Here is a 20,623-nt window from a genome sequence, read left to right as displayed (position 1 = left end):
CGGCTGATCTCAGTCGGTAGTTTTTTTATGCGATTATTGTAATAAGGTGCTTTATTTAATAAGAATAATGATAGCTCCCAAAGCAGTCAATACCAATATCATTTTTCTAAAAAATGCTTCATCGATCATCTTTACTAGTTTTATTCCCAGTACGAATCCTAGGATAATACCCGGAACTAATTTTAGATCGAGTAGGAGAGTTTCTGCTGAAATGGTGTTCCACAGGAAAAAATGAAAAGGTAATTTAAAAACATTGATAATCAGGAAAAGCCATGCAGCGGTACCGATAAATTGATTTTTGGGCAGACGCATAGCTAAAAAATAAATATTGGATATAGGGCCGGCTAAGTTACCAACCATGGTCGTGAAGCCAGCCAACGTCCCAACTCCACTAGCAAATGCCCAGTGAGTTGGCACCTTATTCACCTTTTTTTGATCCCACCAGACAATGATAGCCAAGACTAGGAAGATGATAATAGCCATCCCGATTTTGAAGGTTTTCTCAGGAAGATCCATACCGATCCAACTTCCCAGAACAATTCCCAAGATCATCCAAGGAAGGAATTTGGCCACATATTTCCATTGAGTATGCCTATTGTAATAGATCACTGCAAACACATCTGCAATCACCAAAAGTGGTAATACTATACCAGTGGATTGCTTGGCTTCGAAGGCTATAGCCATAAAAGTCACATTGATTATTGCTATTCCTTTAATTCCGGCTTTGGACAATCCGATCACAAAAGCGGCTAAAAAACTAAGAATCCATGAAGTGGTACTGATCTCTGAGAGAATAGTTAAAAACATAGGTCGAGGTCAAAAGTAAAAGGCGGAAATATTTCTACTTCCCAAACTTAGAAAAATCAAATTTAGGGATTTTAGGATTGAGGGTTAGAATTAAGGCGTAAGGTCCATGTGGTCTGAAAAAGTCCGATAACTGGTTTTATGCTAAATACTCCGCAAGCTGCGTATTACAGGAATCAACACACTTTGTTACATAATTTATATTATGTTAAATACAAATTATGATAACCGCCTTTTCCAATAAATTATTACCTTAAAGCCTTGGAATCAAACCTACCCTGATATCACTGTTTTATGCTCAAACACCTTCCCCGACTGGGACTTTTTCTAGGGCCTGTAGCCTTCCTGCTGATTTATTTTTTTGTGAGTTCTCCAGGATTGAATCCTCAAGCTTTAGCAATGCTTGCACTTGCCGCTTGGATGGCACTTTGGTGGATCACTGAAGCGATCCCCATTGCAGCTACAGCATTTCTTCCCTTGATTTTTATGCCGTTGTTGGGAATTCTGCCTATCGCGGATGTTTCCTCAAATTATATGCATCCCACGGTAATGTTGTATATGGGTGGCTTCTTGCTGGCCACAGGAATAGAAAAATGGAATCTCCACCGGAGAATCGCACTTAACATAATAAATTTAGTCGGCACAGATCTCCGCAAGATCGTTTTGGGATTTATACTAGCCACTGGAGTTCTTTCCATGTGGATATCAAATTCAGCTACTTCTTTGATGATGCTACCAATTGGTTTGGCTGTAGTGAATCAGTTTAAAGATCAATTGGGTTCCTCCAAACTGGCGATATCTGAAAGTCTGGGCAAATCCATCATGCTTGGAATTGCCTATAGCGCTTCCATCGGCGGCGTGGCAACCTTGATCGGAACGCCTACAAATACCATTCTCGCTGCTGTAGTTTCTGACTTGTATGGCTACACCATAGGCTTCAATGAGTGGATGATGTTTGGTTTGCCACTTTCAATTGTGATGCTTTTTATCTGCTGGTACTACTTAGTCAATTATGCTAATCCCCTACCCGCTCGATTTAGTTTGAGTGATGGAAAAAGCATTATAAAGACCCAGTTAACAAACTTGGATAGAATGAGTTATGAGGAAAAAATGGTTATGCTGGTATTTGGATTGGTATGTTTTTCTTGGATCACCAGGTCATTTCTTTTGCAGCAATTTCTACCTGAACTGGACGATACGATCATCGTACTAGTTGGTGTGGTGGCCTTATTCATTATCCCAGCTTCCAAAAAGGGGGAGCGAATTTTGGACTGGAAAACAGCAGAAAAGATTCCCTGGGGCATTTTAATCCTCTTTGGTGGTGGATTAGCTTTGGCTGGAGGTTTTAAGGAAACTGGTTTGGCCGAGTGGATCGGAACTAGATTCACTTTGATTGAAGGTATCTCTTTCTTCCTACTATTGATGATTATTATCGCTTCGGTCAACTTCCTAACCGAGGTCACTTCCAATGTAGCTACGGCTTCCATGCTACTTCCAATACTTGCTTCAGTGGCTGTGAAACTCGATTTACATCCTTTTGGATTGATGGTTGGAGCTACTTTGGCTGCCAGTTGCGCCTTTATGCTACCCGTTGCTACACCTCCAAATGCGATTGTTTTTGGTTCGGGTTACCTAGCAATGAAGGATATGGTAAAAGCCGGCTTTTGGCTTAATGTGATTTCTATATTCCTGGTTACATTGATGGTGTATTTTGTGCTGCCTTGGATGTGGGGGATTGATTTGTTGAGCAATCCTTTCTAGTACCTTCTTTACATCATCATTCGATATTCAGAGTTCATCATTCATTATTATTTACGATTTACGAATGACGATTTACGAGCTTCTCGAAGCTAGGTGGGTCAATTTGTACCTCTGCCCTTGTGGGTTTTCCTGACTTCATTGTTCATCAATCGCAATTCATCATTCTACATTAAATCATTTCCATCCTCCCGCACCAACATTCTTTTCCACTAGATGTATGTGAGCGGGAGATAATCACAAAGTCATTATGCTTTCCACGGGTTGCACCCGCGGTTATTAATGGTTTGACTACTTCGTAGTCATTTTTATAAAACAAGCTCAACTCATCAGAGTCTACGTAAATCCCAATTCCTTATTCATCCCAAAAACTCCTCATTTCGTCCCATACTTTTGTAAAGACTTGCTCGTACCGCTAATCTTGAACTATCAATTAGGTATAGAACTGATGAACACGAAGAAAGTCTTTTATTTGCTGATCCTTTTGGCGGTTATTTACAATCTCATGCTAATGTATACGCATGAAGAAGAGCCCAGAGAAGCGGATAAGACTACCCTAAACATCAAGACCAATTTAATTGAATCAAGGTAGTACAACATATTTATTTATAGCAAGTTATGAAATCAAAAAGTCTTGTATTTAAAGATATAGAATGGTGGGTAGTCACCTTTGTATTTTTAACCATCATCATTGTAAACATACTTCATGGGTTCGGTTCCTCCTACGCCGAAATGATGAGGTTCTTTGGTTATATTTTTATGCCAATAGTACTATATGTAGGGTTTTACCTGATTCATCTGGTCATTCTTCCGAAATACTTAAGGGATAAAAATGTCCTACATCTCATACTTTTTAGCATTCTAACAGCCGTCCTAACCGGAGTCTTTTCAGCTCTTTGGGCCGCAGGTATTGGTGGATCCATGCATACGTTCTTTAGATTCTACTTCAGTGTCTTGGCACTTTATCCGGGATATCTAATCACAGTGATGCTGCTGGGCAAGATGTTAACACCACCGAATTTTCAGGATTTTCAACTCTACAATGGAGTTCGATTATTTATGATATTTCTGTTCATTACGATTTTCCTTGTTATCGCACAACTATTTGTAAGTGAGGTAGTATTGGTCATATTATTAGGAGTCATTCCTGCTATACTTGGATTGGTTTTATACAATTACTACCTGCTTTATAGAAGTAAATTGGCAGGAAATATCAAAGCCTATCGCTGGTACCTTTGGGGATTGATGAGCATTATAATGATTGTATTTTTCGTCATCGCTGCTGAAAACAATGTTCCAGAGATCATGTTCTTAGGATTTGGCATGATTGCCTTGTTGATATTTGTAATTTTCCCGCTATCTAATTTAGTATTTGTAAAGTACGATACCTTCATCGGGAAAATAGATACGCTTTCCGTACAAGTAAATCAAAGCTCAGCCAATCTGAGTTTCCTTCGCTCGCAGATCAATCCACACTTTCTTTTCAATGCCCTAAATACACTCTATGGAGCTGCGCTGATGGAAAATGCGGAGAAGACTTCTGATGGTATTCAGAAACTGGGAGATATGATGCGCTTTATGCTTCATGAAAACCAGATGGATAGAATCCCACTTTCTAGAGAGATTACTTACCTTAGGAACTACCTGGATTTGCAGATGTTGCGATTCAAAAATGAAGCAAATCTTGAGGTGAGTGTGCAGATCTCCGAAGATACTTGTGAGGGTAATATCGCTCCCATGCTGTTGATTCCTTTTGTGGAAAATGCCTTTAAACATGGAATCAGTACTAAGAACAAATCTTGGATCAGAATCAATCTTCGCTGCCTGAAGGGATCGGTTCACCTGGATGTGGTGAATAGTATTCATCCCAAAAAACAAACCGAAGATCCACGAGATGAATCTGGGATTGGATTGGAAAATGTAAAAAACAGACTGGCACATTCCTACCCACAAAAACATAACCTAACCATCGTTGCAAATGACACTGAACATTTTGTTCATTTGTCAGTCCAATTAACCTAATATGATTCAAGCGATAGCTATAGACGATGAAAACATGGCTTTGGAAGTGATCAAAGCACATGCTTCCAAAGTCCCTTTTTTAGAATTAGAAGCAGTGTTTACAGATGGTGTGGATGGTTTGGAGTACATCAAGTCCAACCCGGTTGACCTGGTTTTTCTCGATATCAATATGCCGGATATTTCCGGAGTGGAACTAGCCGCACTTTTGCCTAAGGAAACCATGGTGATCTTCACTACAGCTTATTCAGACTATGCCGTGCAAGGTTTTGAGCTCGATGCTATAGACTATTTATTGAAGCCTTTTAGCCTGGTGAGATTTTTAAAAGGCTGTCAAAAAGCACAGGAATGGCTAGAACTACAGCCAAGTAATGACCCGCAGTTTATCTACGTGAAAACCAATGAGGGACAGTTTAAAGTACGATTTGATGAGCTGATGTGCTGCGAAGCCACTGGGAATTATGTGACTTTTCATCTTAGAAATGAGCGATTGATGAGTCGCTTGACGCTGGCTGAAATAGAGAAGTTACTTCCCTCCTTTTTCCTCCGAACCCATCGATCTTATATCGTTAACATGAAGTTGGTCGATAAGGCTGAGCGGCATCAGCTCCTGATAGGAATTAATTCATTCCCTGTGAGTAGTACTTATTTGGAGCATGTAATGGAGAAGTTTGGGAATAATTGAGAGGTTTCCCCGCAGATTAGCGGGAATAACTATTGCGGATTTCCGCAAATAATAATCCATTGAAATCCAAAATCAGCGGCTATCTGCCTGTCTTATCCGTGATGATCTGCGGGAAAAATCCTGAAAGAATAATTTCTCAAAATGGCTCCATGTACTCCTTCTTATAGTTTAGAGGAGTTTTACCAATGCGGTCTTTAAACTGCTTATTGAAATTAGACAGCGTGGGAAATCCACTTTCGTAACATACCTGACTAATGTTCAGATCTTCATCATGCAGGAGTTTTCGGGCATTACTGATTCGTACATCGCCTAGAAAATCAGAGAAGGATTTATTCACGCGAGTTTTAAAATACCTGCTAAAAGCACTTTCAGACATGTTCGCTAGGGATGCTACATCCTTTAGGGTAATTTTTTCCTTGAAGTTCTTCAGCACATATTCCAGTATTTCGGAGATTTTATCTTTCTCATGTGCGGTGTAATTACTCTTGTAATCTATATGGGTAATCGGTGCAAGTTCTGTGGAATGAGCCAGCACTTCCAAAATCTCCAAGAGGCCAATAATACTCGCTCCTCCTTTACGATGAACAAGCTCCTTCATCATTTTGGTCACGGTACGATTAGTGTGACCGGTTATTTCCAATCCTCTATCAGCTTTTGCCAGCAGTTTCCCAATTTCCTCAAACTCTTCTTTTTCCAAAGCATCTTTACCCAGAAAACTTTCAGGAAAATAGATAACAATGTCATGCGTGTCCAACCCATTTTCAGGAACAAAGTAAGCATTGTCACTTCGCCAGACATGGGGAAGATTTGGACCGGTGAGTACCAAGTCACCTTCCTTGAAAGGTTTCATGTGATCTCCGATATAACGGGTTCCCCTACCCTTTAGAATTACGTTCAATTGATATTCTTCATGAGAATGCCAGTATTTATCTAAGTAAGACTCCCGTAATTCCTTGATAACAAAAACCTTATTACTGGGGATTTTTGATTTTTGCAATGGTTTCTTCATGGATTATATCTGATTTATTCTACTATTCCAGTCGATTAAAGCTGTAATTAATCATAATTCAGTCATTTTTCAAGCTTAAACAGGGAGAAATCATGGGATTAATACAGGAATTTAGTCATCTAAAAAATACCCTAATCTTAATATGAATTTGAAAACCCCAAAATTACCTAAGTCACCCTTCGTAGGAATGGTGATCTTAATGCTTGCATTTCTCGCTGGATGCGGTGGCAATAGCAACAAAAACTTTCTCTCTTCCACTGACCCTAGGCGTGTAGAAATTCTAGTTCTAGGGCATGAAAGTGAGCATCACAATTCAGAGAAATTGATGATGTACTTAGAAACTCCTCTTTTCCAAAAAGGAATTAACCTCACGTACACTACCGATGTAAATGATCTGAATGAAACGACGCTAAATAATTATGATGGCTTGATGATCTATGCCAATCATGAGCAAATTACGCCAGAGCAGGAAGCTGCCCTGAAGTCTTATATTGAAGGCGGTAAAGCGTTGATTCCTATTCACAGCGCTTCTTTTTGTTTCCAAAATTCTCCTTGGTTTATAGATGCAGTTGGTGGACAGTTCAGCACACATGGTACCGGTGATTTCACCGCAGCCATCGTAGATGCAGCTCATCCAGTGATGCAAGGCATTTCTGAGTTTGAAACTTGGGATGAAACATATGTACACAGCCAGGTGAATCCTGATATGCATGTGCTCATGGAGCGTGTAGAAGGCGATAAGAAAGAACCTTATACTTGGGTTCGTGAGCAGGGAAAAGGCCGTGTATTCTATACAGCGTATGGTCACAATGAGAAGACTTGGGAGAAAAAAGAATTCCAAAATCTAATAGCAAACGGTATCCTTTGGGCTGTAGGTGATAAAGTGAATAAGCTTTTAACTGAATACAATATTCCTACTCCACAGTTTGAGGATGCGGATATTCCTAATTATGAGAAAAGAGATCCGGCACCTCGTTACCAGTTGCCACTTTCTCCTGAGGAATCAATGAAACTGATTCAGGTGCCAGTAGGCTTTGAATTGGAGCTTTTTGCCTCTGAACCTATGATCATCAATCCTATGGCAATGGCTTGGGATGAGCGTGGTAGATTGTTTGTTTTCGAAACGACTGATTACCCTAACGAAATCCGCAAAGAAGGCGGTGATGATAAAATCAAGATTCTGGAAGATACAGATGGAGATGGTAAAGCTGATAAGGTGACTGTTTTTGCCGAAGGCCTAAATATCCCAACCAGTATGACCATGATTAATGGTGGAGTTTTAATCTCCATGGCACCAGATTTTATTTTCCTAAAAGATACTGACGGCGATGATGTCGCTGATGTAAGAGAAGTTTTGATCACAGGCTGGGGCAAAAGCGATACTCACGCTGGCCCATCAAACCTGAAATACGGTTTTGATAATAAGGTATGGGGAGTATTGGGTTACTCAGGCTTCAAAGGTGAAGTAAGTGGGGTATCTCACTCCTTCTCTCAGGGAGTTTACCGATTCAGTCCAGACGGTACTAACCTGGAATATTTGGGACATACTAGTAATAATACTTGGGGACTGGGTTTCACAGAGGATTTTGAAACTTTCATCTCTACTGCCAACGGACAGCACTCGGTGTATTTCTCTATGGCGAACAACTTCCTGAAGAGACCAATCTATCAGGGATCTGCGAATACTGTACACGGTATTGACACGCACTATGACATGCCTCACATTACACCTTTCTTAAGACAAGTGGATTGGCATGGAAGCTATACAGCTGCTGCTGGGCATAACTTCTATACTGCAAGAAGCTTTCCTGAGAAATACTGGAACTCTATTGCGTTCGTAGCAGAACCTACGGGACGTGTGCTTCACAATGCTAAAATCCTTCCTAAAGGCTCTGGCTATACTGAGAAAAATAATTTCAACATTTTGGCGAGTTCTGACGAATGGTTCTCCCCTGTGCATGCAGAAGTTGGTCCTGACGGATCGCTTTGGGTGGCTGATTGGTACAACTTTATCATCCAACATAATCCTACGCCTAGAGGCCGTGAAAATGGAGAAGGGAATGCTTATATCAATCCTTTGCGTGACAGAGAGCATGGTAGAATCTACCGCGTTACGTATAAAGGTGGTGAGCCATCCAAAATCTTCAATTTGAAAGATGCTGAATCAGATGAGCTTTTGGCTGCGATTCAAAGTGAGAACATGTTCTGGAGATTAACTGCTCAGCGATTGATCGTAGAATCCAAGGACTTGGACGTAGTAGAAGGCTTGTATGATCTCATCAACAATCAAAAAGTAGATGCCATCGGTATCAATGGACCTGCTGTCAATGCACTTTGGGCGCTTCATGGTCTAGGTGTTTTGGACGGAAATAATGCTGCTGCACAGCAGGTAGTGGAGAAAGCGTTAAGCCATCCATCTGCTGCAGTTCGTAAGAATGCACTTCGTGTACTTCCTAAAAATCCTTCAGCCATGTCAGCTATTTTAGCTGGTAATCTGCTTCAAGATCAGGATCTCCACACTAGAAAGTATGCATTCCTTGCAGCTTCTGAGATGCCATTCTCTGTAGATGTAGCCAAAAAGCTTTTGGAAGCTACCAATGACGAGGACAATCAGAAAGACGCTTATTTACCCCAGGCTATTTTCGCGGCTGTGCTTTCACATCCAACTGCTTTTGCAGAGAGAGAAAGTGCTAGCGCTATGCAGGATGTCAAAGGTCAGGAATTGAGCCTTGCAGATAGAATCTCCAGAAGCTTAGTTGCAGAGCAATACAATTTGGATCAGAGAAACACGATTCTTTTCCCTCCAGATCCAGTGGGAAAAGAGATTGATATCAAGATTATTGTTTCCAAAGGTGATGATGAGATGAGAGGAATTCTTGCTGCTCAAGGTAATGCTACAAATGGTTACGAGCTGTACATCTTTAAGAATGCTGTTCATTTTGCTGTAGCTCAGGATGGAAAAGTAGAGATCATCAGTTCCCGCAAAAATATGCCGGAAGAGCAATTTACCATCGATGCTTCACTGAAAGAAGATGGACGTATGAGTTTGAAAATTGACGGTGAAGAAGTAGCAAAAGGCAAAACCAAAGGATTGTTTACAGAGTCCCTTACTCCTACTCGGGTACGAGTGGGTCAAGATGACAGTAGAAATAGAATTGGTAAATACGAAGGAGATTGGTGGTTCAACGGTCGCTTGAGCAACAAATCCAGTTTGGCTTTACGTAAGCCAGGTGTTGGAGTCGCACAGCAAACTGCTACTGCTGAGGCTAAACCAACTACCACTCCTGCTGGTGGCACGGTGATCAAAATCGCTGTAGTTCCACACGAGATGAAGTTCAATAAGACATCCATCAAAGTGAAGGCTGGAACTCAGGTGACGATTGATTTCGAAAACCCTGACTTCATGCAACATAATATGGTGATCGGTAAAAAAGGCTCTTTGGAAGCTATAGGTAAAGCCGCAGATGAACTTGCACGTGATCCAAAAGGCGCCGAGCAGAATTTCGTTCCTAAAATCCCAGAAGTGATTGTTGCTTCTAGATTAGTGGATCCAAACGGAAAAGAATCCCTAGTATTCACAGTGCCAAATGAGCCTGGAGAATACCCATTTGTTTGTACAGTTCCAGGTCACTGGAGACTGATGAACGGAATCATAATAGTAGAATAAGGATGGCTTTAGACGTGAAATTCGGGGTAAGTACCTGGTTATGGACTTCCCCTTTCAATACAAGTACACTTTCTCTTTTGCCTAAAATAAAGGAGTATGGCTATGATGTGGTGGAGATTCCTGTCGAAGATCCAGCCTTGATAGATATTCCTGTAGTAAGGCAAGCGCTTCACGATAATGGCCTTGAGGCCGTTATCTGCGGGGCTTTTGGTACAAGCAGAGACTTCACCAATGAAGATGCTTCCTTTCATAAAACCAGCTTTGAGTATTTGGATCAGTGTTTTGAGATAGCTGCGGGCTTGGATGCCAAATTCGTAGCTGGACCTATGTACTCAGCTGTGGGCAAAGCCAGATTGGTTTCTCCTGAACAGAAAAAAGTAGAGTGGAATAGAGCAGTGACCAACCTTCGAATCGTTTGTCAAACTGCCCGTAAGTTCGGTTTGGACATTGCTTTGGAAACATTGAATCGCTTCGAAACTGATCTAATCAATACCTGTGAGGAGTTGATGCGATTGATTGAGGATATCAACGAGCCGGAAGCTAAGGTGATTTTGGATGGCTTTCACATGAATATCGAGGAGCCAAATCCTGAAGCTGCCATCAAACTTGCTGGAGATAAATTGATTCATTTTCAGGTGTCTGAGAATTACCGTGGAACTCCAGGGACTGGTACAGCTCCTTGGGCAGCTTATAAGCGAGGTTTAGAGGCGATCAATTACCAAGGTGTAGTTTCTATAGAAAGCTTCACTCCAGACGTCAAAGAGCTCGCAGGAGCAGTGTGTATCTGGAAACCTTTGGTACCATCTCAGGATGGCTTCGCCAAAGAAGGACTAGAGTTTTTGAGAAAATGGGCCTCCGAATGAATTACGATTTAAGAATTACGAGCTCATTCCGTATTTGGAAGATTACCTAGGTGAGATTTGTAATTCTGACATTTGCATCAGTATTCCAGAAACAAAAAACCCACAACTCACAACCAATAACAAACAACGAACAAGACCTTTTTTAACCAATAGAATAAGAACATCATGAGTAAGAAACAATTCAATATCGCAATTATAGGCCTTGGATTTGGAGCCGAGTTTATTCCGATCTATCAAAAGCATACCCTGGCAAACATGTATGCCATCTGCCAAAGAAATAAGGAAAAGGCCGAGGAAATTGCCAAAGCATTCGGAATCGAGAAAGTATATACGGATTACGATGAGTTGCTGAAAGATCCGGATATCGATGCAGTTCATATCAATACTCCCATTCAAAATCATGCGGAGCAATCCCTAAAAGCGCTTAGAGCTGGCAAGCACGTGGCTTGTACTGTTCCTATGGCTACTTCTGTAGAAGACTGTAAGAAAATCGTGGAAGAAGTTCAAAGAACGGGCTTGACTTATATGATGATGGAAACGGTGATTTATAGCCGTGAATTCCTTTTTGTGAAGGAAATGTATGAGAAGGGTGAATTGGGAAAAATTCAGTTTCTAAGAGCGTCTCATCAGCAGGAAATGGCAGGCTGGCCAGGTTACTGGGAAGGCCTCCCTCCTATGCATTACGCTACGCATTGCGTGGGACCCGTTTTGGCTTTGCCAAAGGCACAGGCTGAATATGTGTCCTGTTTCGGTTCAGGGCGTATAGATGAGGATTTGATTCCTAAGTATGGTTCTCCTTTCGCCATAGAAACTTGCCATATCAAATTTAAAGATTCAGACTTGTCTGCTGAGGTGACGAGGTCGCTTTTCAATACTGCTAGACAGTACAGAGAGAGTTTTGATGTGTATGGCTCTAAAAAGTCCTTTGAGTGGACTTTGATTGAGCACGAGGACTCCGTGATTCATACGGGTGAAAGCCCTGAGAAAGTTAAAATTCCTGATTATGGACATTTGCTGCCGGCAGAAATTGCTCCATTCACTACCGCTGGTGTATATGACGGCGATGATAATCAGCATTTATCTTTTATTCAAGGATCTGGCCACGGTGGATCACATCCACACTTGGTCAATGAGTTCTTAAATGCACTATCAGATGACAGAGCACCTTACCCAGATGCTCAGGAATCAGCAAATATTACCTGTGTCGGGATTTTGGCTCATGAGTCAGCAATGGATGGCGGAAAAATCATTCAGTTACCGGCCTTTACCTTAAAATAAAAATGATGTCCTAGGACAAAAAACAATAATCAGTGGGATGTGATCGAAGAGCAGTTAGCTGCTTCTAGTAAACTGAATACTGGATTAGATTGGGTTACAAGACTAAAAAAGGTGGCAGAACGTTCTGCCACCTTTTTTCATATATATAGATAGATTGGGTTATTCACACTTTTTTAGATGTGCAAAGGTAAATTATTTAACTCTTTTACCTTCTGCGTCAAACATGCCCATAAGGTCACCTTTGGCATTATCAGCATCCACTTTCTTTAATGACAAAGTCACATCATAACCAGAGATGTTAAATGAAGTATTGATTACATCGTCTTTAATAGTAGCAGTGCTCATTTTTTTCTCTTCAGCAGCACCTTCTTCAGTGAAGTAGCCAGTAGTTTTGCCATCTACGGTTTCAAATCTCATTGGGATGGTAGCATCTCCATTAGGAGTTCCTTTGATAAGTACAGACCATTTACCTTCGAAATATTTTTCATCAGGGCTAGTAAGGGCAAATGCAAAGCTCATTGTCACTAGTAACACTAAGCTGCCTAAGATTGTAATTTTTCTTTTCATGGGTATTTGGGTTAATGTATTATATTGATACAATAAGGAGAAAATACCTGAATACTCAAATTATGTGATTAGATATTTTCGATAAACTAAGTTGTCTTCTACGACTAGTAATCAGCCTTAATAGCTTTCAAGAGCTCCTAGCCTTAAATTTGATTGGAATCTATAATTTATCACTAAACCATACTGGTGTATTATTATCAAATTAATTCATTTTACTTCAACCTATTAAACAGCAACAAACGATGAGTGGAATCAAGAACTATCTAATTATTCTATTTGCCTTTCTGTGTACTCAGGCTTTTGCTCAAAACCTAGAGGGAATAGCATTGAAAGCTTCGTCTAATTACGGTAAGTCAGTGGCTGTTTTTGGAGGATCGGTGTCTGTAATTCCCGCTAGTGACATTGCCAAGGTAATGTGGAAGGAACAACTAGGAATGCGTATTACCAATTACGGTGTGGGCGGGGCAGGTTTTTCTTCACTTCAAGGAAAATCTCTTCAGCAGCAGGTAGATGAAGCTGGAGTCTTTGATATCTACATTCTTTGGGCTTCAACCAATGACTACACCAATAAGCGGGATGTGGGTAGCTATACCGACTATACTGAATTCGATGGTTTTGACGAAAGCAAGCTTATCACGCAGGCAGGTGGCATCAACTATTGTATCAAAAAGATCTACGAGCTCAATCCAAAAGCACAGATCTACTTTTTCACTTCCAGTAAAGCATTTAATGACAGAGGAGCCTATGATCCTTTCGCAGAAAACGGAATGCAAGCCTATGTGGCGATGCAAAAACGAATCTGTGAACTTCATGGTCTTCCTTACTTGGATCAGTTCACATTAGGCGGTTATAGCGTTTATAACAAAGATCTTTATTACACCGACCCAATCCATATGAATGCGACTGGTTACGAAAGACTGGGAGAGCTTCAAGTAGCTTTTCTAGCCTGGCCAAAATAAGTGGCAAGCATAGCTTCACTTAAAACAAGTTAATAAAAAGGCAGATTAGCACATCTTTCATTCGATCACATTAAAAAGCTCCTTACTTTTTCTATGTAAGGAGCTTTTTAGTTTTTGCACCCGTAGCATATCGAAATAATATTTCACGAGACAGATTATTTAAGGAATAAACATTATCTTATTAAGCAAAGGAATTCATCATTCTACATGGTTTTCTGTCAGTAGCTCGGATTTCTTAATATGTTAAACCCAAAGTAATCATGAAAAGCAAAAGAAATTACCTTCCTTCCAATTTGCGGATCAATCCAAAATATCATCCTGCAATATCCATAGGCGCTAAAGTTTTAAAACTAGTTGCCTTAATTGTTTTCCTAACGCCCTTCATTATGAGGATATATAAGGACGCGACTATCAACTCATTCTTTATTACTTTTTTCAGTTGCCTAGGCATCTCCATATTCCTTATGATGGTTGCTGAAATATCCGAAGCCACAATCGATAAGGAAATTCAGATTTAGAACTGGAATAAAAAATGCCCTAAAACCAAAAAAGAGAAACATTTCTGTTTCTCTTTTTGAGCCTCCTATCGGGATCGAACCAATGACCTACTGATTACAAGTCAGTTGCTCTACCAGCTGAGCTAAGGAGGCTTTTTTCCGTATTGGTGATGCAAATATAGAGGTTCACTTTATTCGCTCCAAACCCTCAGAAAAGAAAAATCCTATCTTCCTTATTCTGAGTGAGAAAAATTTAAAACTCCCTTATAATTGACAGCTTACTTTTCAGTTTTTCGACCTCTTCTTCTGCTTTTTGGATCTTTAGATCAAACTGATCTTTCAATTTATCTGCAGTTCTAGAAGCAGCAAAGAATTCCAAATTGTTTTTCCACAAGGTGATGTTATTCTCCAATTCAGAAATTTGCTTGCGAATACCATGCTCTTTCTTATTAAGAGTTTTCACTGCGTTCGGATCCGACTGTAGTCTATTCAGATTTAATCTGAAAAGGAAGTCTTCTCTTCCGGCTCCATCTGGACTCAATTTTTCTAAGTAAAGATCAACGGCTGTTTTAAATTGAGCCTGAATCTCTTTCATAGATTTTCTTGGTACGAAACCAAGGTCATTGAATTCACTAACAAATTTTGATAGTTCTTCTTCAGAAACATTTTCATTGGCAGCAGCTTCTGTCAGTTTCTTACAAATCTCTTGCTTGCTTACAAGGTTCTCTTCGAACTCAGCATTCTCTTGTTTATTAGAGTCTCTCCTGTTGTCAAAGAAAGTATCACAAGCTAATTTAAAGCGCTTATAAAGACTATCTCTGCTTTTCTCAGGTGTAGGTCCTAGCTTCTTCCATTCCTGCTGCAGCTTCACCAAAGCATTAGAAGTGTTCTGCCAATCCTTATTGTCTTTTAGCTCTTCCGCTTTAGTGATCAAGTCCTCCGCTTTTGCCTGGTTAGTAGCGCGGATTTCATCGAGTTCTTTGAAGAATAAATTCTTACCATGGAAAAATTGTTTGAAAGCTGCCCAGAATGCCTTGTTAACATCTTTGCCTGACTCTCTAGGCACTGGTCCTATTTTCTCCCAGTTCTTCTGAATTTCTAAGATCTCTTTAGTCTTGATATTCCAATCACGGATTCTATCTGCTTTGAAATCAGCAAATGGTTTCAAAGCTTCTATTAAAGCTTCTTTCTGATCTTGATTTACTTTGAATACCTCTTTTTGGCCTTCATAGAAGTCCTTTCTTCTGTCATAAACTGCATCAGATGCTCCTTTGAATTTTTGCCACAAAGCTTCCTGCTCATCTCTAGGAACGGGGCCAATATGTTTGAACTCTTCATGAAGGTCATTCAAGGCTTTGATAGCATCTTTAAGGTCTTTTACATCCTTCAATGCTACTGCCTTGCCAACAAGCTCTAATTTGCTTTCAAGATTCTTTTTACGATCAAGTTCTTTAAGCTCAAAATAGATGCTTCTATTATCGTAGAAGCGATCCATCAAGGCATTGTAGCTCGCCCATAAACTTCTGTTTTGTGCTGGAGGAACTGGTCCTATGCTTTTCCACTCTTCTTGTAGGCCCTTGATAGTAGCCATACTAAGCGTCGTTTCTTCTCCATCAACTAAATCGCGGAGTTTATTAAGCAATTCATTTTTAGCTGTAAAATTGGATTCCTTCTGCTTCTCTGCTTCTTTGCGAAGCGCTCCAAGCTGATGACGGTATTCGTAATAATAGGTGTTGAATTCTTTCTCCTCATCACTTGGACGGAAGTCAAAATCATCCTCTACTCCACCTTCGGCCTTGAAATTCTCCAAAGCTTCGGCCTTTTCCTTATGGGTGTATTCATCGAAAGCTGCCTTGATTTCATGGACTAGCTTATCGATTCTATAAATATTATCTTGTTTTACTTTACTTTTGAGTAAAGCTACTAGCTCTATTTTAGATAGCACAGTGACATCAATCTCTTCATCATGATGTTCATCTTCCTCCTCATTCTCCTCTGTAGCTTCATCCTCATCAGTATTTGAAGCTTCAACAGTCTCGGAAGAGGCTGCCTCTTCTTCTGTTTTATCTTCGGAAACTACCTCTTCGGTAGCATTTTCAGATGGGGTTGGAGTTTCTTCAGCATTGGCAGGCGATTCGCTCTCTGCAGCTTCAAGTTCTTCGGAAGGCGTTTCATCGGTTACCTCTTCACTAGTTTCTTTAGCTTCTGTAGGCTCAGATTCCACAGGTACTTTTTCAATTGAAGTAGTGGATTCTATTTCAGGTTCAGTCTTGCTGTCCTGATCGGCTACAGTTTCTTTGTTAGCTTCAGAATTAGTTTCATTTTCGATACCCTTTACCTCTTCAGAATTGGAGGCTTGAGTCACCTTGTCCTTGTCGGACAAATCATTACTTTTCTCAGTCATAAAAACAGTACTATTAGGCGGCAATATGAGCAAAAGTAGGGATTTTGCCTAATTTAATCTTGGATCTAGTGGATAATTTGCTATTACCTTAAACTCCCCTCCCATATTTTTAAGCAAGTTTCTCCAGAGTTCTTCAGGTGTAAAATCAAATGTTTTCTCTCCAAGGTTTTCCCTACATATAATCCAAGTATCCTCTGATAGCTCGTCATCCAATTGCGTTGCGCCCCAACCACTGTATCCTAAGAAAAAGCGAACTGACTCTGGGTCAAAGAGCCCGAGCTTAAGTTTTTCTACCAAAGATTCATAATCACCGCCCCACCAAATATTCTCGCCTAAGGAGATACTTCCATCTAAAGCCTTTTCTCCTAAGTATATGAAATGCAGAGTATTCTGCTCTACAGGTCCACCTACGAATATATCTTTATCCAAAAAGTCTAGCGCTTCAACGAGCTCTCCCAGTTTAAGGATCGATGGTTTATTAATAATTAGCCCAAAACTCCCCTCTTCTGAATGCTCACAAAGCAGAACCACAGAGCGAACGAAATTCTCGTCCTGCAAAAATGGTTCGGAAATTAGAAGATCACCGGCTTTAGGATTACGCTGTTCATCTTTATTCATTCTGCTCAAAATCTAAATTCTTGAAAAATATAGATCATAATTTTTTAAATGCAATGCCTATGGTACTTTTATCCATAAGATTTTCTTGATCAACAACCTACTATGGATATCTCAGCAATACGTAAAGATTATACAATTAAATCGCTGGACATCAGTGATGTAAACCTAGATCCAATAGCTCAATTTAAGTCTTGGTTTGATGAGGCAATAAATGCTGAAGTTCTGGAAGTCAATGCAATGACTGTTTCAACAATTGGATTGGATGGCATTCCCAATGCTAGAATTTTATTATTGAAAGGAATTGATTCTGGATTCGTGTTTTTCACAAATTATCAAAGTGAAAAAGGTAAGGAATTGGAAAAGCACAATTCAGCCTCATTGACTTTTTTCTGGCCTGAGCTTGAGCGTCAGGTAAGAGTTCGTGGATTTGTAGAAAAAGTTAGCGAAAAGGAATCTGACACCTATTTTTTCTCAAGACCAATTGGTTCACAGATTGGGGCATGGGTGTCTCCACAAAGCCAAATAATCACTTCTAGAGATGATTTGAGCAGCAAACAGGTAGATGTAGAGAAAGAATTCGAAGCAAAGCAAATGGCTAGACCACCACATTGGGGTGGTTATAGACTCATGGCTTCTACAATTGAATTTTGGCAAGGAAGACCTAGCAGACTCCATGATAGAATCAAATACAAGCTACATGAAGGTGAATGGGTTATCGATAGACTAGCGCCCTGATTATTTCAGGTCAAAAAGATCATCAGTTCCTATCATTCGTTCTACGGTGAAGCCTTCACCATATTTAACTAGAATTTTGTGTCCAAATTCCCTAGCTCTAGCTTCGATAAAAGGAAGAAATTCCGGATCTGAAATAAAGCTCTTAGGCTCATCACTAGATGGATCGTAGAATTGAGACTGAAAAGCCAAAATACTGTCAATTTTAGTCTGCCAATAAGGAGTGATATCCATTACAAAATCAGGCTCAATGTAATTATTTTGGATATAGTGATAAACAAATTTTGGTCTCCAAGCTTCTTGATTTTCTCCATCCATTTGAGTTTCAATCTTACGAAGACCACTCATAAAGCAAGCTGAACTTGCCAGACTTGATCCTTTCCCATGATCAGGATGCCTATCCGAAACTGCATTGGCCAACACGATTTCAGGCCTGTATTTTCTGATCATTTCGATCAGTTTCAATTGATGATCCTCATCATTTTGAAAATAGACGTCTTTAAAACCTAAGTTTTCTCTAGCGGACAGATTCAATATTTTACTAGCAGTTTCAGCTTCTTCAAGTCGTAAGGCTGGAGTACCACGGGTTCCCATTTCACCTTGAGTAAAATCCACCACTCCTACCTTGTGACCTTTTGCTATATGAGAAGCGATAGTCCCAGAGCAACCTAATTCTGCATCATCAGGATGAGCAGCAAAAACTAAAATATCCAGCTTTGTCATTTTCTAATTTGGCTATTTAACCCGAAGGTTTTGTCCTATTTTTAAAATCGTTCGAGTTGAGATACCGTTTAATTTGGTCAGCGAACTTACAGAAACACCGTATTTACGTGCTATAGAACCTAGATTTTCACCCTTCTTCACTTTATGATAAGCGTTTGTTCTAGCCTGAACAATGTTGCCAAAAAGAGCAGGAGTTATTAAATAATTTTGACTCAGTATTTTATTGTCAGAAAAGTCATAAACTTTTTGAGGATCAAAAGCTAATCCCCTGTATCTCAGTTCGTAGTGCAAATGTGAACCAGTACTCTTTCCTGTACTTCCACCATATGCTATTAAATCTCCCGCTTTGACCTCTTGTCCTATATCAACGAGTTGCTTAGACAAATGACCATAGAGAGTTTCTAGGCCATTTTTATGGCGTACTACGATGTAATAACCGTAACCATATCTATCATATGATTTCACACGAACAATTCCATCAAAACCACTGAAAACGGGATCTCCTGTATTAAGATCTAAATCTGTCCCATAATGCCATCTTCTCCATCTATACCCATAAGGAGATGTCACTGGCGTAGTTTCTAAAGGCATTTTCCAATTGTAACCGAAAAATTCATCGTACAGCTGAATATTAACGCTGTCTTTGAAGGTCTTTGGGTCGAAATTGTAAATATCTATTTTGTTGGAATCCCACGCAGAGTAATATTCGTAGGCAGTTACCCAAATACTGTCTATTTGTATTTGCTCGGAAACTTTGATCAGCTGGTTTGTGGGTGCCCAGATCATGATATTCTGATCTTCACTGATAATGGACCTAACTCTTCCTAGGTGTACATTATTTTCAAAAATAATGGAATCTGTAACCGAGGATAATGTTTTGAGATACGACTCCTGATCGAATGAACGGAGTTCAATATTCTTCCTCTCCTGACCTACAGTAGAGGATTGAGTGTTGTTATTTTTCTTAATAATCTTTGGAAAAATTTGAGCATTGGCATTTAACACACCAATGCTCAGATTTAAACAAAAGACTACAAATAGGATCGAATACCTCATTTATTGGGTTTAATCATTCTCAAACTCTGCCAAATATCGTTCAGCGTCCAAAGCGGCCATACAGCCTGTACCTGCCGCCGTTACTGCTTGACGGTAGATATTGTCTTGTGCATCACCACAAGCAAAAACGCCTTCAACGTTTGTTCTGGTACTTCCTGGGATAGTTTTGATATAACCGGCATCATCCATATGAATATAATCTTTAAATATGCCGGTGTTTGGTTCGTGACCAATAGCAACAAAGAAGCCAGAAATAGCGATTTCTGATTTTTCTCCAGTTTTATTATTGAAGATTCTTATGCCGTTTACTTCTTCCTCTCCAAGGATCTCATCCGTTTCTGTATTCCAGAGAATTTCAATCTTTGGATTATTCATCACACGCTTTTGCATGATCTGTGAAGCTCGCATTTCATCCTTTCTAATCAACATGTAGACCTTGCTACAGATATTAGACAAGTAAGATGCTTCTTCACACGCTGTATCTCCAGCTCCAACAATCGCCACTTCCTGTCCTCTGAAAAAGAAACCATCACATACAGCACAGGCAGAAACACCTTTGCCGTTCAATCTAGTTTCGCTTTCAATGCCTAGCCATTTGGCTGAAGCTCCTGTAGAGATCAACACTGTATCAGCATGAATCGTGATTTGCTCATCGATGATCACAGTATGAGGCTTAGTGCTGAAATCCACACTAGTTGCCAAGCCATATCGTACCTGAGTTCCAAATCGTTCAGCTTGCTTTCTAAAGTCTTCCATCATCTCAGGCCCTGCTACTCCGTTAGGATAACCTGGATAATTTTCTACGTCATTGGTTATGGTCAACTGACCACCTGGCTGTCCACCAGTATATAAAACAGGAGAAAGTCCTGCTCTAGAAGCATATATCGCTGCAGTGTAACCTGCTGGTCCTGATCCTACGATCAAAACTTTTACTTTTTCAATTTCTGGATTCATTAATAGAATATATTAAATCGGGCAAATTTT

The 20,623-nt window shown here is 40.0% G+C and carries 18 protein-coding genes and 1 tRNA gene; 10 read left to right on the top strand and 9 right to left on the bottom strand.

The window, feature by feature from the left end; genetic code table 11:
• Window positions 1–51: 51 nt before the first annotated feature.
• Window positions 52–807 (bottom strand): sulfite exporter TauE/SafE family protein, encoded by a 756-nt coding sequence (locus BM291_RS06550; RefSeq protein ID WP_092895539.1) that lies wholly within the window; start codon window positions 805–807, stop codon window positions 52–54.
• 291 nt (window positions 808–1,098) lie between these two features.
• On the opposite strand from BM291_RS06550, the gene BM291_RS06545 reads away from it, so the two are divergent.
• The 4 genes from BM291_RS06545 (at window position 1,099) to BM291_RS06535 (ending at window position 5,266) form a co-directional block, all read left to right on the top strand.
• The gene (locus tag BM291_RS06545) at window positions 1,099–2,565 is read left to right on the top strand and encodes an SLC13 family permease (protein WP_092895537.1); all 1,467 of its coding nucleotides are present in this window, start codon (window positions 1,099–1,101) and stop codon (window positions 2,563–2,565) included.
• A 418-nt stretch (window positions 2,566–2,983) separates the two neighbouring features.
• Entirely contained in the window at window positions 2,984–3,154 is a 171-nt protein-coding gene (locus BM291_RS22025) for a hypothetical protein (RefSeq protein WP_175499657.1), read from the top strand.
• 26 nt (window positions 3,155–3,180) lie between these two features.
• Complete coding sequence (locus BM291_RS06540; RefSeq protein ID WP_092895535.1) at window positions 3,181–4,584, top strand: sensor histidine kinase; 1,404 nt, start codon at window positions 3,181–3,183, stop codon at window positions 4,582–4,584.
• Window position 4,585: 1 nt separating this feature from the next.
• Window positions 4,586–5,266: a LytR/AlgR family response regulator transcription factor gene (locus BM291_RS06535; RefSeq protein ID WP_092895533.1), complete on the top strand. Its 681-nt coding sequence runs from the start codon at window positions 4,586–4,588 to the stop codon at window positions 5,264–5,266.
• A gap of 136 nt (window positions 5,267–5,402) precedes the next feature.
• Here the strand turns inward: BM291_RS06535 and BM291_RS06530 are convergent, their stop codons facing one another.
• On the bottom strand, window positions 5,403–6,275 hold the full coding sequence (locus tag BM291_RS06530; RefSeq protein ID WP_092895531.1) for an AraC family transcriptional regulator: 873 nt from the start codon (window positions 6,273–6,275) through the stop codon (window positions 5,403–5,405).
• Window positions 6,276–6,417: 142 nt separating this feature from the next.
• Here BM291_RS06530 and BM291_RS06525 point away from each other — a divergent pair, with 142 nt between their 5' ends.
• From BM291_RS06525 to BM291_RS06515, 3 genes are all read left to right on the top strand, one after another.
• Window positions 6,418–9,942: a PVC-type heme-binding CxxCH protein gene (locus BM291_RS06525; RefSeq protein WP_245786789.1), complete on the top strand. Its 3,525-nt coding sequence runs from the start codon at window positions 6,418–6,420 to the stop codon at window positions 9,940–9,942.
• A gap of 2 nt (window positions 9,943–9,944) precedes the next feature.
• Window positions 9,945–10,805: a sugar phosphate isomerase/epimerase family protein gene (locus tag BM291_RS06520; RefSeq protein ID WP_092895529.1), complete on the top strand. Its 861-nt coding sequence runs from the start codon at window positions 9,945–9,947 to the stop codon at window positions 10,803–10,805.
• A gap of 165 nt (window positions 10,806–10,970) precedes the next feature.
• Window positions 10,971–12,083, top strand: a complete 1,113-nt coding sequence (locus tag BM291_RS06515) for a Gfo/Idh/MocA family protein (RefSeq protein ID WP_092895527.1) — start codon at window positions 10,971–10,973, stop codon at window positions 12,081–12,083.
• A gap of 192 nt (window positions 12,084–12,275) precedes the next feature.
• On the opposite strand, the gene BM291_RS06510 is transcribed toward BM291_RS06515, so the two are convergent.
• A complete protein-coding gene (locus BM291_RS06510) occupies window positions 12,276–12,650 on the bottom strand; it encodes a hypothetical protein (protein WP_092895525.1) in 375 nt (124 codons plus the stop codon).
• 242 nt (window positions 12,651–12,892) lie between these two features.
• Here BM291_RS06510 and BM291_RS06505 point away from each other — a divergent pair, with 242 nt between their 5' ends.
• Complete coding sequence (locus BM291_RS06505; RefSeq protein ID WP_092895523.1) at window positions 12,893–13,609, top strand: SGNH/GDSL hydrolase family protein; 717 nt, start codon at window positions 12,893–12,895, stop codon at window positions 13,607–13,609.
• 260 nt (window positions 13,610–13,869) lie between these two features.
• Window positions 13,870–14,127: a hypothetical protein gene (locus BM291_RS21880; RefSeq protein ID WP_139229054.1), complete on the top strand. Its 258-nt coding sequence runs from the start codon at window positions 13,870–13,872 to the stop codon at window positions 14,125–14,127.
• A 59-nt stretch (window positions 14,128–14,186) separates the two neighbouring features.
• Here BM291_RS21880 and BM291_RS06500 read toward each other — a convergent pair.
• The 3 genes from BM291_RS06500 to BM291_RS06490 all read right to left on the bottom strand — a co-directional run bounded on the left by BM291_RS06500 (window position 14,187) and on the right by BM291_RS06490 (window position 17,128).
• Window positions 14,187–14,259 (bottom strand) — tRNA-Thr (locus tag BM291_RS06500).
• A gap of 100 nt (window positions 14,260–14,359) precedes the next feature.
• The gene (locus BM291_RS06495) at window positions 14,360–16,510 is read right to left on the bottom strand and encodes a DUF349 domain-containing protein (protein ID WP_092895521.1); all 2,151 of its coding nucleotides are present in this window, start codon (window positions 16,508–16,510) and stop codon (window positions 14,360–14,362) included.
• Between the two features lie 48 nt (window positions 16,511–16,558).
• On the bottom strand, window positions 16,559–17,128 hold the full coding sequence (locus BM291_RS06490; protein WP_092895519.1) for a YqgE/AlgH family protein: 570 nt from the start codon (window positions 17,126–17,128) through the stop codon (window positions 16,559–16,561).
• Window positions 17,129–17,230: 102 nt separating this feature from the next.
• On the opposite strand from BM291_RS06490, the gene pdxH reads away from it, so the two are divergent.
• On the top strand, window positions 17,231–17,863 hold the full coding sequence (gene pdxH / locus BM291_RS06485) for a pyridoxamine 5'-phosphate oxidase (protein WP_092895517.1): 633 nt from the start codon (window positions 17,231–17,233) through the stop codon (window positions 17,861–17,863).
• Here the strand turns inward: pdxH and bshB1 are convergent, their stop codons facing one another.
• The 3 genes from bshB1 to trxB are packed head-to-tail and all read right to left on the bottom strand — an operon-like array spanning window position 17,864 to window position 20,593.
• On the bottom strand, window positions 17,864–18,583 hold the full coding sequence (bshB1, locus tag BM291_RS06480; protein ID WP_092895515.1) for a bacillithiol biosynthesis deacetylase BshB1: 720 nt from the start codon (window positions 18,581–18,583) through the stop codon (window positions 17,864–17,866). It abuts the gene before it with no gap.
• Window positions 18,584–18,595: 12 nt separating this feature from the next.
• Window positions 18,596–19,639: a peptidoglycan DD-metalloendopeptidase family protein gene (locus BM291_RS06475; protein ID WP_092895513.1), complete on the bottom strand. Its 1,044-nt coding sequence runs from the start codon at window positions 19,637–19,639 to the stop codon at window positions 18,596–18,598.
• Between the two features lie 9 nt (window positions 19,640–19,648).
• Window positions 19,649–20,593, bottom strand: coding sequence for a thioredoxin-disulfide reductase (gene trxB, locus BM291_RS06470; protein WP_092895511.1), 945 nt, complete (start codon window positions 20,591–20,593; stop codon window positions 19,649–19,651).
• Between the last annotated feature and the right edge of the window lie 30 nt (window positions 20,594–20,623).

The sequence above is a fragment of the Algoriphagus aquimarinus genome (assembly GCF_900112005.1).
In the GTDB taxonomy this organism is placed as follows: Bacteria; Bacteroidota; Bacteroidia; order Cytophagales; family Cyclobacteriaceae; genus Algoriphagus; species Algoriphagus aquimarinus.
The sequence above is the reverse complement of the archived record's forward strand: the minus strand, read 5'-3'. Positions and strand labels throughout refer to the sequence as shown.